This is a genomic window from Catenuloplanes niger (assembly GCF_031458255.1).
Lineage (GTDB): Bacteria > Actinomycetota > Actinomycetes > Mycobacteriales > Micromonosporaceae > Catenuloplanes > Catenuloplanes niger.
The window spans coordinates 1,231,084-1,245,741 of record NZ_JAVDYC010000001.1 but is presented as its reverse complement, the minus strand read 5'-3'; the positions used below and the strand labels follow the sequence as shown (position 1 = coordinate 1,245,741).

The following is a 14,658-nucleotide window of genomic DNA, read 5'->3' as shown; positions in this document are numbered from 1 at the left end:
GGTATGCCTTTCGTCAGTTGATCAGGAGGCAGGCGTCCCACGAGGTAAGGGTGCTGGCCGCGTCGGCGAGGCTGGTCCCTGCGGTGCCGTCGAGGAATCCCGCTGCGCTGTTCTTCGTGGCGAGGGTTCGCTTGTGCAGGCTGACCAGCGGGGCGAGGCTGATCGGGGTGAGTGCGTCGGCGGCGATCCGGCGGCCGGTGGTCAGGGCTCCGGCGGTGCCGTGGCACAGCCCGCGGTCGGTCAACTGCCGGAGGTGTCGAGGGTCGTTGATGGCGTGGCTGAATGCGGTCTCGGCGAGGTGCTGGCGGGTGCGGTCGTCGGTGGCGCGGGCGGCGAGCTGCTGGGCGCGGGTGATGCCGGGAGTTCCGTAGCACCAGGAGGGCCGCGGTGGCCGTCGTGGGGCGGGGATTCCGTGGTTCAGGTCGGTCAGGGTGACGGTCTGTGGCCACCAGGCCGTCTGCTGCCACATGTCCAGCCAGCGCAGGATGCGGGTGATCGCGTCGGTGTGTCCGTCGACGGTGATGCCGTCGATCTGTGTGAGGGCGAGTAGGGCGAGCGGGCCGGTGATGCCGTGGGCGATGCCGTGGTTGGCGTGGCCTCCGGCGGGTGGTGGCTGGTGGCAGTCGGGGCTGTTCGTGCACCACCAGCCGGGGAGCCCGTCAAAGGGCTCGGTGAGGCGTACGAGGTAGTCGAGCACGTCGCGGAGCAGGTCGTGATGGCCGAGGCGGCGCAGGACTACGCCGAGGCCGGTCAGTCCGCGGATGAGGTCGTACTCGGCGAAGTGTGGTCGCCGGCCGGCGTCGATGCGGCGGTGGGCGTCGTGCAGCCGGTGCCGGGTGACGGTGGAGGTGCCGTCGGCGACAATGTCGCGGGCGTGGGTGAGGCTCGGATGGTCGGAGGCCGCTAGTACGAACGCGAGCGCGGGTGCGCCGTAGAAGAGGCTGGCGCCTGCGGCGATGCTGACGCCGCCGTCGACGGCGAGGTGGAGTGCCTCGTGTGCCGCGCGGAGATTGCCGTTCTCCAGGTGCAGTAGCGCGACGCCGGCGGCGCCGTCGCTGAGGGATTGTCCGGCGGTCATGACGTCATCTGATGGGTGCGGGCGGTCGCGCGGGCGAGTCGTAGGCAGTGTCGTTCGGAGGCGATGTCGACGCCGATCATGCGAGCGTGGTGCAGGTGCAGCAGGTCGGCCAGCACCTGATCGGCGTCGATTCCGTCGGCTTCTGCCGCACACCGGTAGGCGGCCAGTGCGGTGGCGAGGCCGGCGTCGTAGAGGCGGGTGCGGGCACGGGCGAGCTGTTGTGGCGTAAGTCGTGGGCCGGTGCGGTGGGGGACGTGGGTGGCGATCCAATGGAGTCCGTCGCCGGTGAAGGCGTCGGCGATCGCGATCATGCCGGCCGCGGTGGTGGCCTGCCGGTCGCCGTGCAGGCGGTGGAGGATGGTGCGGGAGTCCGCGGCGAATACCGCTTCGGCGGCGGCCTGGGCCGGTCCGGTGCCGTGGCGGGTCTCCGGGCGGTAGGTGTGCAGGCTGTAGTTATGCAGCACGGCGTCGTGTTCCAGGTCCTGCGTCCATGCGGCGAGCCAGGTGAGAATGCGGATAGGGCTGGTGCTGCCGGTAGGTATGCGGAGCCGGAGGTGCGGTTCGGGGTCGGGGTAGCGCAGGAACCACCAGCCGTCTGGGAACTGCTCTGCCCGTCCGGCGAGGTCGGTGAGGATGTGGTCGGGGTTGCCGTACAGTCGGGCCTCCAGCCAGGACGATCGTCCCGGCCGATGCACGGTGCTGCTGGCACGCCGGACCGCTCGGGTGGGCGGTGCGGGACGGCTGGCGTGGGTGAGGGTGAGGAGTAGCTCGGCGGGCCGGCCGTCGATCCAGCCGGCGGGCCCGGGAGCTTCGGTGACGGTGGTGTGGTCTCTGCGGGCGATGAGGGCCCGCAGGATCGCCAGGTGATTGCTGTCCTGGAGGTCTAGGCGCAGTTGGACGTCACCGTCACCGACCAGGACCTCGTCCGGGAGGTGCAGGCGTTCCCGCTGCCGTTGCCATGCGTCGTGCCAGCGTGACCAGGTCTCGCCGGCGGCGGGGAGGTCCGTCCGGGCGATGGCCCAGCGCGCGGGGTGCAGGATGCTGCGGCCTCGTCGTACCCGGGGAAGGAATGGCAGGCTTTCAGCGTGTCCCCAGTCGAAACGGGTGCACGGTGCCGTCCAGGCGGCCCAGATCTCGGTCAGGAACCGGATCAGCGGCTGTTGCAGGCTGGGCAGGAGCACGCTGTTGAGCAGCAGCGGTTCGACCGGCTGGCCGGTGGTCAGCGACACCAGCCACAACCGGTCGCCGTCCCCGGTGACCGCCAGGTCCGCGACCGTCCACACCGGATCGGGGTGGAAGTCGCCGACCGGTAGCACGGGCAGCAGTTCGGGAGCTCGCGCTACCGAGATCATCCGGGCGTCCAGCGGCGGACCGGACAGCTGCGCGATCTGCGCGCCGGCCAGCACGGGCGGCAGCGTGCGATACACCTGCGCGAATGCGGCGAGTTCGTCGGTGTGGAGCAGGTGGAGGAACCGGCCGGCGGCGGCCCCGGCGTGCCGGGAGCCACCGGCCACGGTCAGGGTGAACGTGCCGCGGTCCAGGTCGCGCAGCGTCGGGGCGGCGAGAGTGAAGCGCAGTTCGGTGTGCGGGACCGGCGGGCGATCGTCGTCGCCGCGTAGGCCGTTGATGAGGGCGTCGTCGAGGATGACCTCGGCGCCGCCGGTCATCGCGGACTGCTGCGCGAGCTGCGCCAGTGCTCGATCGCGGGCGGTGAAGACCGCGGGCACCCGGCGGGACGCACCGCGGAACCCGGCCGGGAAACCCAAAACGTTCAACACCTCCCGCATGGGTACGGCCGCGCCTGGGCCCCAGCGGTGGATGAACGCGGCGTGGTAGTCGGCCCAGCCGGGAAAGTGCGGTGCCACGGCGGTCAACGCCGAGGCTGCCCGACCTGCCTCGTGCAAGACCGCCGGCGGCAACGTCACGTCCGCGTCGAGCCGCAGGTCGACGGCGGCCTGCGTGCCTGCGTCAGGCAGTGAGACGTGACGTGCCAGGTGGCCGGCGGGGTCGGTGACGGTCGTGGCGGGCCGAATCCCGGACAGCAGGACTCCCGTCTGCACCAACGAGGCCAGCAGCCGTTCGGCCGCGTCCACGTCGTGCATGACAGATCCGGCGAGCCGTGCGGATAGACCGGCGAACGGGACCGGGGTGCTTGCCGCCTCGATTGCCGCCTGGATCCCGCTGGTGAGTCTGACTTCGACATCGAATCGGCGGGCACCGTCGGATTGCGCGCAGGGCAGCACCCATCGGTGTCCGCGCCGGTATCCCAGCGTGTTCGTGACGACCGCGGTGGTGCGCAGCGCCGCAAGATCGTGTTCGGCGCGGGTGGCGTGGATGTCGATGAGCCGGTCGTCGGGGCGTGCCACCGCGCGGTGTGCCTCGCCCCAGCGGACTGCGGCATGCGGGCCGAACGTGATCGGAGCGACGCCGGCGAAAGTGCCGAACGGGGTGGGGCGGGTGGTCCACCGCAGCAGGTATCGCACCGCTGATTCGACCAGGCGCCGTAGCTCGCGCGGTGGGAGCGAGTCGGTTAGCCCCCGGTCGATCTGCCCGGCCAGTTGCGGTGCAGCAGAGGTGACGGCTTCCGCGAACTTTGGAATCGCCCACACCGTGCGGAGCCATTCCTGCCACTGCGCGGGTGTGCCGGCCGCCAGGTTGGGCAGCGGAGGAAGGTCGAGGCCGGCCGGGTAGGCGGCGGCCCTGATCAGCGCGGCGCCGGGCGTGGCGAACATGACGGCCTCCGCGGATGCGTGGGCCCGGCGCAGTTGGCGCCGGGCCCGGGTGGTTACTTGCCGGAGCAGGCGCTGGAGCCGGTGTTACCCGACCCGCAGCCGTCGTCGGTGCCGGTGGCGTAGCCGGTCGCGACCGGTCCGGCGTCGACCAGGGTCAGATCCAGCCGCTCGTACTCGTCGTGAACCTCGGTGGTGGATGGGGTCAGTTCGCTGGTGTCCATGTGCGGTTTCCCTTTCTCACGCGGGTGCGGGAGTGAAGGTGAGGACGAGGCGGCGGTCCCGCTTGTCCAGCACCGTCCCGGCCGGCAGGTCGCCGTCGGGAGTCGAGGCGGGCAATACATGCAACACCGGGGCGGGTTCGCCGGCGTCCGCCCACGCCCGCATGTGCGCGACCATCCGCCCGGCCGCGGCCGCGGCGGCGGGACCGTGCGCGCAGGCGCCGAGGTCGAACAGGTCGCCGGTCCAGGCCAGCGCCGACCGGTAGCAGATCGTGCCGTCGCCTACGACGGCCGGCGTGCCAAACCGCCAGGCCGGAGAAACGGTCCCGGCGTCGACAGCTTCCTGCTGCGCGGTGAGGATGACGAACTGGCCCGCCTCGGCGGTCAGGCACGCGGCGAGCCACAGGTCCAGGTCGGCCAGCACGGTCCGCGGGGGCAGACTCACCCCGGTCCATGCCTGCTGCCGCGGCGCGGTCAGCAGCGCGCCGATCGCGTCGGCGTCGACCTGCTCGCCTTCGTCCAGCCGCAGGTGGACACCGTCGGCGATGTCGACGTACCGGAGCTCGTGCGCTCCGGAGCCCTGCATGGCGACGAATCCGCAGATCTGCTGGCTGTGGCTGACCAGCCGGTCGCCGTGCAGGCGCAGCGCCCAGGAGCGGGTCATGCCGAACGTGCGTAGCGGCACGACCAGCACTCCTGTGTCGGTCAGCTGGGAGGTCCAGGCTGGCGGGATGTCCCAGGCGCCGACGGTCACGATGATCAGGTCGTAGCGGCGGCCGGCGTCGATTGGCTGGTTCGCGTCCGTGCACACCACGCGGATGTCGTCGTAGCCCGCCGCGGTCAGGCATGCACTCGCCCGGTCGGTCACGTCCGGGTCGATGTCCACGGTGGTGACCGACCCGGCCGGGCCAACCAGCTCGCGCAGGAGCGCCGCGTTGTAGCCGCCCGATCCGATCTCCAGCACGTGCCGACCCTCGATACCGTCGAGTGCGTCGGCGGCCTGGCCGAGCATCGCCGCGATCAGAGACGGCGCCGACACCGAGCTGATGGCCTCGTCACCGCGGCGTTTGGTGACGACGGCGGAGTACGGGCCGTACGCCTCCTCCAGCGGAACTCCCGGCGTGAACTGATGACGACGCACCACCCGTAGCGCCGCCTCCACCTCGGGCCGCATGACCAGGCCTTTCCCGGCGTGGTCCTCGATCAGCTGCTCCACCATCCGTCGATGGAGGTCTTCGCTGCTGATCGTGTCGGTGCCGTCGACCAAATCCATGGCAGTCCTTTTCGTGTCAGGCGGCGATTTAACTGGGATCCCAGGGTTACTCGTTCGCGCTGCGTGCAGTAGCCGGCCAGCGGCGTGCGCGACCCTGCGGAACGTCGGAGTCGCGGCACCTCCCTGCCTGAGGTGGTGCCTCGTGCCCGGCGGACCGCGCACTCTCGCTCCGTCGATCAAGTGGCATAGTCCACTCAAGTGCATTGTGGCATAGGCCACTATGTGACGGCAAGAGTGGCAGAGGCGGCTCGTTGCGTTGAGTAACTACGACAGGGCGTAGGTGGACTCGAAAGCCCAGCGATGCGGCAGGTGCACGGCCTCGGTGAATTCGAGGGGCCGGTCCTCGCTGTCGTACACCACGTGCCGCACCACCAGGATCGCGGACGGGTCGTCGAGCTGCAGCTGCCCGCGCTCCTCACTGGTGGCGAGCCGCGCGCTCATCTCGTCGCGTGCGTGCTGTGCGTGCCGGCCGGTGCACTGCTCCACATAGGCGAGGGTGCCTTGCCGGATGCGCTCGCGGACCAGCAGGTCGGGGGCGAGATCACCGATCGACGACGCGTACCAGGCGGTGGAGACCTCTACCGGTGTGTCGTCGGCGTAGATCACGCGCTGCCGACGGACGACCCCAGCGTCAGTGGCGAGCCCGAGAGCGTCAGCGACGTGCGCGGGAGCGATGTCGCGGCCAGCCGCGAGGATGACCGCGCGCTCGTTCGCGGGATAGATCTTTCCGGTCTCCCGGGCACGGATGTACCGCTCACGCGCCAGCCGGTTCGGTCGCATGCGATCACGCACGTAGGTGCCCGATCCCTGACGGCTCTCCACGAACCCCTGCTGCCGGAGCGCCTCCAGCGCACGGGTGGCGGTCGGCCGGGCCACGGTCCAGTCACTGGCGATCTGCCGCTCCGACGGCACCTCGTCGCCGGGCTGCAGGTCGCCGCGAAGGATCTGATCGCGCACGTAGTTGGCGATCTGCAGGTACTTCGGGACGACTCGCTGGATCTCTGGCAACTCGCTACCTTCTGTGACTGGCCAATGCCATTGGCCACCGTGATCGGATTATCGCATCACTAGGCTGGAGCAGTGGGAACGCTACTGGTCGCCGCAGGCGGAGGGGGCGACGCCATCGCGGCGGCCGCCATGGCCGGATTCGCCCCCGACGGCGCGGTGGGCATCGCGACCCTGGCGTGGGACCGGCTGATCATCGACCCGCTCCCCGGCCCTCGCGGCGCTGCCGACTTCACGGGCCTGCACCGTCACACCGGCTGGTGGCAGGTCATGCCCGGCAGCCGCCCGATCGCACCCGCAGGGTCCACGCTGCCGCGACTCGCCGCCGAACTGCCACTGCCGCTGATCCTCCTGGATCCGTACGACGGTGCGCGTGGGCTGCGAGCGCAGATCATCTCCGCTGCCGCGACGCTCGGCGCCGGCCACGTTCGCGTGATCGATGTCGGGGGTGATCTGCTCGGACGGCCCGGCGACGCCGGGCTTCGCAGCCCACTCGCGGACGCGCTGACAGGGTCCGCCTGCGTAGACCTCCCCGGCGCGGCGGCGTGGATCGCCGGGCCCGGAGTCGACGGCGAGCTCTCCGCCGCGCTCGTGCTCCAGCGTACCGGCGACGCCACAATACGGCGACTCGATCCGGAGGCCTGGAAACCCATTCTGCCCATCCTCCGATGGCATCCCACCGAGGCCTCTGCGCTGCTGGCCTCCGCGACGCTCGGCCTGCGCGGCACGGTAGAAATCCGAGACGCCGGACTCCCAGTCCATCTCGACGACACCAGTCCGGTCGTGCACGAGATGAGCATGCACGCCGTCAGCGGCATCAACCCGCTGCTGGCAGCGCTGACGGACACCGCCTCCTTCACAGAGGCAGAGCAGATCGCCATCCAGATCCTCGGCGGTACGGAACTCGACATCGAGCGTCGCAAGGCGGCAAGACCACGGCCCCGTTCGCAGCCGTCCGCCGCAGTGTTCGACGAGTTGTCCATGTGGGAGGAAACCGCCCGCGGCCGAGGCGTCGACTACGTCACCTACCGGCGGCTAGCCGAGGCACTCGGGCACCTCGATCTCGCAGAGTTCAGGACGCGGCTTGTCACCCAGCACCCTCACCAGGACACCGGACTGCTCTGGGCACTCGCATCCACATGAGCCGACTCCGGCCGCCGTCGCGGCAGATCCGGAGACCCGATTGCGGTCGGAGGGCGACCTGCGGCATGAGCGGATGCGTGATCGCGGTGCGCGAGGGCCGATCGCGTTTCTGCTGACGCGGCGGGCGCGCCCCAAACCGAGCCAACACCTCGAACGCGGGATCGCCGTTCACCGCGGATCGCTTCGTCGCTGCGTCTACGGCCACGGCGCTGGGTAGACGCTGATCATCCACGGCCTCGATCCTTCTCTGCGGTGCCACGTTTGTCCTGCTCCAGAATGGCGGGCGGACAGCCGGCGCAGCGGGGCCGCTAACACGCGGACGGAAATGTCTGCGCGGTCATCCACAGGCGGGCGTTGTATCCACATCGCTTCCGCTGGCACGCGCGGAGGTGGCGTATGACTACGGGTACGGCAGAGGCGAATGGTGCGGCGCAGCGCCGCGGCAGGGTGTGGACGATCGACGCGGTACGGGGTCTCGGCATGACCACGGACGTGGAGACGGCCGGGGCGATTCTCGGGATCGGCCGGTCGAAGGCCTACCAGCTGGCGAAGGCGGATGAGTTTCCGGTGCGGTTGCTGCGGATCGGGCGCCGGTATGTGGTGCCGATTCCGTCGATTCTCGAGCTGCTCGGCGTGGAGTGACCGGCCGGATGCGCTCGCCAGAGGTGGGGGAGAGGGTCATGTCGAACACGGAAGAGATCGGCTACGACGAGTTCCCGGAGGCGATCCGGGTCGTACACGCGGCGTTGTTGGATCCGGGGCGGGTTGAAGAAGCGGTGCCGGTGGCGTTGCAGCTGCTGGCGCACGGCTGGATGAGTGCGCCGGCCAGGACCGAGATCGCGCGTGGGTGGGACCGGCTGGGTCTGGAAGCGGACCTGATGGTGTCGATGCTGTTCCCGGACCAGATGCGGTACAAGCTGATGGTCACCGCGGCACCGGATGACGTGACGGTGCTCAAGGCGGGGCAGCAGCTGGCGTTGGCGGCCGCGGACGGCTTGGACGTGCTGAGTGTCGTTGCCGGCCTGCCTGATGAGCGGCGGTGGGCGCTGGCGACTGCGGCGGCGGATCTGCGCAGTTCGGCGTGCCGGCTGGGATGAGCTACGGCGGATGGCTGGATCGTGCGCTGGTGTCGCTGGAGGCTGCGGGTGCGGCGTTCGAGACGGCTGATGTCGTGGAGCATCCGAGCGCGGTGGCGGCGCTGGCCGCCCGGCGGATGGTGCATGCGGAGGTGGAGCGGCTACGGCAGCTGGTGGTGGGTAGCGACGAGGAGGCGGTCCGCGCATTCCGGCAGTCCCCGGCGGAGTTGCAGGCGCTGTTCGTGGCCGGGCGGCGCGGCAGGCCGGCGGATGCGAACCGGTTACTGCGGACGGTGTCGTCGATAGCGGCGCAGGGCGAGTCCCGACGGTGGCCACCGCCGCGTACCCGTGATCCGTTTGCTCAGGATCTGATGGCTGCGGCGTCGGCGTTGAGGACGGCCGGGGATGTGCTGTCCAGCCATATCGAGCCGGCCGGAATGCCGCGCAGCCAGGTCGGCGCGGCGATACGCCGGGGCGCCGGTGTCGCCGGCGCGCTCGGCGATCTGTGCAGGGTTTCCGCCGTAGCCTGCCGCGCCGACCGGCAGCTGCATCGGTGGCTTACGGACCGATCTGACGACGGTGGTGTGCTGCGTGAGGTCCACGGTGCCGAGCTGGTATCGATTGCCATGTTGGCCGACGCGGCGGTCCCGGCGCAGTTGGACCATATGGCGAAGGTGGCACCGCCGTCGGCGTTACGGCACCTGCAGATAGCCGCGCCGAGCGACGTGTCTGCGCACTCGGTGATGAAGATCCGCGACGTTCTCGCGGTGGTGCAGGCTGTCGCCGCGGACATGTTCCAGCATCCGGAGTCGGTGACGATGGTGCACATCGCGGATGCGTGCAAGCTCGGCGCGCGACTCGCCGAGGTCGCCGCCGACGTCGGACGGACAACACGCGCACCCGAGACCGTCGCCCAGGCGCGGGAAACTGCCGAGGCGTGGCACGAGGCGGTGCGCATGGCCGCCGCGCTGGGTGCCCAGCCGGCGACCGGCTATCCGATGCGCGCCCGGATCGCCGCAGCGGCCCGGTTGCTCGGCGAGTTGTCCGGCCAGACCATCCGGGGTACGCAGGCCGAGCTGGTACATACGGCGGCGGCGTGCCTGCCGGATCTCACCGCGGGCATGCTGTCTGCGATCAAGTACGGGATTGGCCATGGGCTGCTGCTGGGGTACCGGCTGGACCTGGCCAGAAACGGCCCCGGGCTCGTGCATCGCACGGTGCCGCGGTGGGAGGTCATGACCGAGCTCGACGGGCCCGTCGCACTACTGTGTCACCGTCTCTACGCGCTCGCCTCCGACGGACGCCGCCATATCGGCGAGGGCAAGGCGGCGGGCAGCGTTACCGCGATCGCGGGCCAGCTCGACAAGGTTCGCTCCAGCAGGGTGGCCCATCCGGCGCGGCTACGAGGACAGGGACCGCCGGTGCCGACCGCGTCGCCCGACCGTCTTCAGGGCCGCAGCCGCTGAGCACGTCATTGGGCGGGTGAGCGGGAGACGATCCGGTAGTTGGTTCATCCGTCTGTTCGTCGAAGCCGAACCGGATCATTCCGGGGCAGGCCCGGTGCGCCTGTGCGCCCGCCGGGCCGCTGCGACGCCGGTCTGCTCCGCCTGCCGGGCCCGGTTGATCGCCGCCGCTCTGATCAGGGTGGTCGGGCGAGGCCGGACCGGTGAACCGTCATCCGCGAGGACCACGCCCACGACCTCGATCCATACCCCGTCGTCCAGGTGGTGTTCCCCGCCCACGGTCCCGATCTGTAACCGCAACGGGTCGAGTGTGCCGAATTTGTAGTCCTGACAGGCGAGCTGGAGGATTTCCCCGCGGACCAGCGGGCGCTCGGGTGCGCTCATCCCCACCTCACCGCCCGCTCGTGCGCGACACCGGGGGCGGTCAGTCGCTGCGGGGCTGTCTCGTTGACCACCGAGTCGAGCCGTGCCCGCCCGGTGCCGGCCAGTGCCCGCCGGCGCCGCTGCACCCCGGCACGGCGCCTCACCTGCTCCGCGGTTACCCTCGGGTGGCGGGCATGGAGGGCCATGGCGTACGCGTCGGTCTGCAGCATCGCGGGCAGGACGGTGGGATCGTAGTAGCGGAGGTGGCGCGCCGCCTGCTCCATGCTCAGGTGAAGGCCCTCACCCGGCTGCAGCACCGACCGGTCTGCGAACCACCACGGCGGCGACTTTTCACCATCGGCCACAAGGCCTGTGTCGGCAGCCCGCAGTACCGCCGGCGTTTCGTACACCTCCAGCAGAGCCTCGGCGGTGTCGGGCCCGGGCAGCAGGGTGCCGGCCTCGATCGCGTACATCGTGGACGGCGCGGCCCTGACCCACTGTGCCGCCACACCCACCGTGACCGCGGCGTCCCAGTGTGCCTGTTTCAGCAGTCTGGACAGCTTCCGCAGCACCAGGTCCCGCGGATACGACATCGCCTACCTCCTCCTACTCGACCCGGCCGACCCCGGGCAGGTCACCGATCCACAGACGAACCGTCGCGTCACCGGCCGGACCTTCTCATCGCTGCTGGTACGAGTGGTCCGAAGACCACCCGTACCGGCGTCACCGTGGCGGGCCGACCAGGCCGGTGATGAGCGGTTCCACCCCGGGTGCGGTCTGCCGGCACCGGCGCAGCCGTAACGCCAGGCTCGCCGCGGTGATGATCGGAGTGTCATCCAGGACCGTCGCGTCCAGCCGATCCCGCGCCCACTCGGTGAGGTCGTTCCAGCTGTACACCCGCTCGGATTCGTTGGAGTGCCTTGTCTTCCGGTACGGCCTCGGCGCATCAGGCTCACGCCGTGTGCCGGTAAGCCAGCTGCGGAGCGCCTCCGCCGGGCGGTCGAGCCGGGCCGCCGCCTCGAGGATCGTGACCTCGTCACGCGCCTCCACATTCGTCGGCCACAGCCCGAGACGTTCCAGGTCACGCACGGACGCGACGATCGCGTCGGCCAGGCCGGCTGCCGGCCGGTCGAATCGGACTCTGCCGAGGTCTTCCTCGTGCGCGAGTTCGACCGTCGTGAAGTCGCCGAGCGCCAGGATCCGCTGTACCTGGTCCTCACCCGGCAACGGGCTGATCCAGATGGAGAACTGGAACACCGCGGTCACCGCGCACCCCGCTTCCGTCTCGGGTGGTGCATGTAGTGGCCGTTCAGGAACAACCGCAACTCGCAGGCATGCCGTGCCCCGTCCGGCGGGTCCGCGCGCACTGTCATGCTGCGAGCTCCCGTGGAGCACCTGACCCAGCCCCACAACGGCCCGTGCGGCGCCACGTCCACGACCAGCCCGGCGTCTCGGCATTCGGCCAGGACGTCTTCTATCTCAGCGGCCGGGTGGGTGGCGGCTGTCTCGGGAACAGGGCGGGCATCTGCGCTGTTCATGGCCCGTATGCGCGGCGGGTGCGCGCGTGTGGCCCGGTTCTCCAAGGGCGGGTGTGGAGTCTTCGTCAGACCTGTCATTGCGAGACCTCGATCGTGGGAGGGGGACGTAGGCGGGGGTGGTGTGCCGCCGCGCGGCTGGCGGGCCGGTCGGGCGGCGGCACACCGGGTGGGCAGGCCGCCTAGACGCCTCCACGTTGCGGGCCAGGAAGCGGCGCGGCGTGCCCGTCCCGCTCGCGGCTGTGGCGAGCGGGAGCACAAGGGGTGTTCAGCCGTAGACGGCGACGGCGTGTTCGGCGACCGCGTCCTCGACGCAACCGGCGATGAACGGGATCGCACGGGCCGGCGCCCCGGGCCGGGCGCGGACGGCGATCGCACGGGTGTTGAGGTTGAGCAGGCTACGGATCTGCGCGTCCCGCAGGTCGAGATGCAGCGGCGGATATAGATGCACTGCGTTGACCAGCGCGGCGAGCGCGTCAGTACCGGCCAGGCGGGTGAGGGGTTTTCGTTCCGCGGCGGCGAGCACTACGGCGCGGACGCCGGCACGCGGGACACCGGCCGCCCGGGGGTCGCTGATCCGGTAGGCCGGGCCGCGGAAGCGACGCCGACGTTCCCGGATGGTGCCGTCGGCGATAAGGATGGCCCGGGTGCGGGCGTACATGGTCGGGCTGATCTCGTAGAGCACATCTCGGACTGGCCGCGGGCTGGTACGGGTGAACAGGTGCTGCAGGGTCCGATCGCCGATGATGTCACCGGGCAGGCCGGTGGCGCTGGTGAGCCAGATCGTGCCGTCGTAGACCTGGATCCAGCCGTCAAGGAGTAGATCGATGAGGGTCGCGCCGGCGAGGCCGAAGTCGAGCAGATCGGGCCGGATGTGCGGGGCGAGGTCGTGGTCGTTGTCGTGGGCGAGCAGGAACAGTCGATCCCGTACCGTCGCGGTGCTCATCGTGTGGCCTTGAGGGTGTCGGCGAGGTCACGCAGCCGCTGGTGTGCGTCGACCTGGTCGAGGCCGGCCAGCGGGGAGACCAGGCCGGTCAGGGCGACGCCGCTGATCCGCACGGCAGCCTCTGCCGGGCGGGTGCAGTTGAACGGGGAGGTGGCGGTGTCGGTCTTGATCCGCGGCCACGGTGCCGGCACGCCAGGAACGACGCCGATGACGAGTTCGGCGGTCAGCGCGGTCTCGACGGCGGCGTCCATCAGCCGCACCAGATGGCAAACGGAGGCGGTACGACCTGAATGCTGGGCGAGAAGTACGTCAGTGCAGTCATGCCGCGATCCCCTTCATAATGATCTCTGCAGAGCGCCTTGTGGCACTTCTACCTGCGCAAGTGCTTTCCTGTGCTGCTAAACACCCAACTCGGCTTCCCGCCGTTTTGTGAAGGTGGCGAGTAGGTCGCTATATCGACCGCGAATCGACCGTCAAGTGGGGTGTGTAGTCCTTCGGAAGTGCGACCGAATGCATCCGGAGCGGGTCTATGTTGATCAGACGACAGTGCACTAGCGTGCACAGTGCACGTCGTCAGGATTCGGCGACCTCCGAGTAGAAGAGGCTTCGGCATGGGGATACGGGGTCTGCTGCACCAATAGGTGACAGGTCAAGTCACGCGGCCTGACTGGCCGGTGGGGTCATGATGGTCTCGTACTCGATGGGGGTCAACCGGGACAGGCTTCGTTGGCGTCGGCGGCGGTGGTAGGTGCGTTCGATCCAGGTCACGATCGCGGTCCTCAACGCCTGCCGGGTGGGCCAGGTCCGGCGGTCGAGGACGTTGTTCTGCAGCAGGCCGAAGAACGATTCCATGGCGGCGTTGTCGCCGGCGGCACCGACTCTGCCCATCGATCCGATCATGTCGTGACGGTGCAGTTCACCGACAAGCTTCCGGCTACGAAACTGCGACCCACGGTCGGTGTGCAGCACGCAACCGGCCACGTCACCGCGCCGGGTGACCGCATTGCGCAAGGCGTTGACCGCCAGCCTCGACTTCATCCGTGAGTCGATGGAGTAGCCGACGATCCGGTTGGACCATACGTCCTTGATCGCGCACAGGTAGAGCTTGCCCTCACCGGTGCGGTGTTCGGTGATGTCGGCCAGCCACAACCGGTTCGGGCCGCTCGCGGTGAAATCGCGTTTGACCAGGTCGTCGTGGACCGGCGGGCCCGGCCTCCCGCCCTTTCCTCGCCGCCGCTTGCGGCTGCACGTGCTGAACCAGCCCATGCCGGAACAGATCTTCCAGGCAGTACGCTCGGTCATCGCCTGGCCTGCGGCACGGGCTTCGTCGGCCAGGAACCGGTAGCCGAACTCCGGGTCGTCACGGTGAGCGTCGAACAACGCGTCCGCCCGGTAGGCCTCGGCCAGTTCGGCGTCGGTGACCGGGCGGGCACGCCACCGGTAGTAGGGCTGTCGAGCGATGTTCAGCACCCGGCACGTGACCGCGATGGGGATCCCGTCGTCGGCGAGCTCGTTCACGAGCGGGTAGAGCCTTTTCCCGGCAGGTTCGCCTGCGACAAATATGCTGCGGCTCGGCGCAGGACCTCGTTCTCCTGTTCGAGAAGCTTGATCCGCTTACGGGCCTCACGCAGCTCGACCGAGTCGCTGCGGCTCGCACCGGGCTGGGCGCCTTCCTCGATGCCGGCCTGGCGCAGCCACTTGAACAACGTCATCGGGTGGACCCCGAAGTCCTTCGCGATCTGCTCGACCGTCACGCCGGGGTCCCTGTCACGGGCGACCCGCACGACGTCATCGCGGAACTCACGGGGGTAGGGCTTGGGCACAGC

General features: G+C 69.9%; 15 protein-coding genes. 4 read left to right on the top strand and 11 right to left on the bottom strand.

The features are described from left to right. Nucleotides 1-13: 13 nt before the first annotated feature. The 5 genes from J2S44_RS05410 to J2S44_RS05390 all read right to left on the bottom strand — a co-directional run bounded on the left by J2S44_RS05410 (nucleotide 14) and on the right by J2S44_RS05390 (nucleotide 6,309). Nucleotides 14-1,078, bottom strand: coding sequence for a lanthionine synthetase C family protein (locus J2S44_RS05410; RefSeq protein ID WP_310409514.1), 1,065 nt, complete (start codon nucleotides 1,076-1,078; stop codon nucleotides 14-16). After that, entirely contained in the window at nucleotides 1,075-3,810 is a 2,736-nt protein-coding gene (locus tag J2S44_RS05405) for a lantibiotic dehydratase (RefSeq protein WP_310409512.1), read from the bottom strand. Before J2S44_RS05405 ends, J2S44_RS05410 begins: the two co-directional genes overlap by 4 nt. A gap of 53 nt (nucleotides 3,811-3,863) precedes the next feature. Further along, entirely contained in the window at nucleotides 3,864-4,031 is a 168-nt protein-coding gene (locus tag J2S44_RS05400; RefSeq protein ID WP_310409511.1) for an FxLD family lanthipeptide, read from the bottom strand. A 16-nt stretch (nucleotides 4,032-4,047) separates the two neighbouring features. Beyond that, a complete protein-coding gene (fxlM, locus tag J2S44_RS05395) occupies nucleotides 4,048-5,247 on the bottom strand; it encodes a methyltransferase, FxLD system (protein WP_310429485.1) in 1,200 nt (399 codons plus the stop codon). Nucleotides 5,248-5,565: 318 nt separating this feature from the next. Next, nucleotides 5,566-6,309, bottom strand: a complete 744-nt coding sequence (locus tag J2S44_RS05390; RefSeq protein WP_310409509.1) for a GntR family transcriptional regulator — start codon at nucleotides 6,307-6,309, stop codon at nucleotides 5,566-5,568. Between the two features lie 72 nt (nucleotides 6,310-6,381). Here J2S44_RS05390 and J2S44_RS05385 point away from each other — a divergent pair, with 72 nt between their 5' ends. The 4 genes from J2S44_RS05385 to J2S44_RS05370 all read left to right on the top strand — a co-directional run bounded on the left by J2S44_RS05385 (nucleotide 6,382) and on the right by J2S44_RS05370 (nucleotide 9,991). Next, a complete protein-coding gene (locus J2S44_RS05385; RefSeq protein ID WP_310409507.1) occupies nucleotides 6,382-7,449 on the top strand; it encodes a DUF1152 domain-containing protein in 1,068 nt (355 codons plus the stop codon). A gap of 480 nt (nucleotides 7,450-7,929) precedes the next feature. Next, nucleotides 7,930-8,091: a helix-turn-helix domain-containing protein gene (locus tag J2S44_RS05380; protein ID WP_310409506.1), complete on the top strand. Its 162-nt coding sequence runs from the start codon at nucleotides 7,930-7,932 to the stop codon at nucleotides 8,089-8,091. 38 nt (nucleotides 8,092-8,129) lie between these two features. After that, on the top strand, nucleotides 8,130-8,546 hold the full coding sequence (locus J2S44_RS05375) for a hypothetical protein (protein WP_310409504.1): 417 nt from the start codon (nucleotides 8,130-8,132) through the stop codon (nucleotides 8,544-8,546). Continuing rightward, on the top strand, nucleotides 8,543-9,991 hold the full coding sequence (locus tag J2S44_RS05370; protein WP_310409501.1) for a hypothetical protein: 1,449 nt from the start codon (nucleotides 8,543-8,545) through the stop codon (nucleotides 9,989-9,991). The genes J2S44_RS05375 and J2S44_RS05370 overlap by 4 nt, the downstream gene beginning before the upstream one ends. Before the next feature lie 75 nt (nucleotides 9,992-10,066). On the opposite strand, the gene J2S44_RS05365 is transcribed toward J2S44_RS05370, so the two are convergent. From J2S44_RS05365 to J2S44_RS05340, 6 genes are all read right to left on the bottom strand, one after another. Further along, nucleotides 10,067-10,372, bottom strand: a complete 306-nt coding sequence (locus tag J2S44_RS05365; RefSeq protein WP_310409500.1) for a hypothetical protein — start codon at nucleotides 10,370-10,372, stop codon at nucleotides 10,067-10,069. Next, nucleotides 10,369-10,944, bottom strand: a complete 576-nt coding sequence (locus tag J2S44_RS05360; RefSeq protein ID WP_310409498.1) for a Scr1 family TA system antitoxin-like transcriptional regulator — start codon at nucleotides 10,942-10,944, stop codon at nucleotides 10,369-10,371. Before J2S44_RS05360 ends, J2S44_RS05365 begins: the two co-directional genes overlap by 4 nt. A gap of 130 nt (nucleotides 10,945-11,074) precedes the next feature. Beyond that, nucleotides 11,075-11,617, bottom strand: coding sequence for a hypothetical protein (locus J2S44_RS05355; RefSeq protein ID WP_310409496.1), 543 nt, complete (start codon nucleotides 11,615-11,617; stop codon nucleotides 11,075-11,077). Nucleotides 11,618-12,154: 537 nt separating this feature from the next. Continuing rightward, nucleotides 12,155-12,832: a GOLPH3/VPS74 family protein gene (locus J2S44_RS05350; RefSeq protein WP_310409495.1), complete on the bottom strand. Its 678-nt coding sequence runs from the start codon at nucleotides 12,830-12,832 to the stop codon at nucleotides 12,155-12,157. Then, nucleotides 12,829-13,083: an acetamidase/formamidase family protein gene (locus tag J2S44_RS05345; protein WP_310409494.1), complete on the bottom strand. Its 255-nt coding sequence runs from the start codon at nucleotides 13,081-13,083 to the stop codon at nucleotides 12,829-12,831. The genes J2S44_RS05350 and J2S44_RS05345 overlap by 4 nt, the downstream gene beginning before the upstream one ends. A 403-nt stretch (nucleotides 13,084-13,486) precedes the next feature. After that, nucleotides 13,487-14,655, bottom strand: a protein-coding gene (locus J2S44_RS05340) for an IS3 family transposase (RefSeq protein WP_310409493.1) whose coding sequence is annotated in 2 segments (ribosomal slippage) — nucleotides 13,487-14,368 and nucleotides 14,371-14,655 — 1,167 coding nt in all. Because the reading frame shifts where the segments join, the coding sequence is not laid out codon by codon here. Nucleotides 14,656-14,658 lie beyond the last annotated feature (3 nt).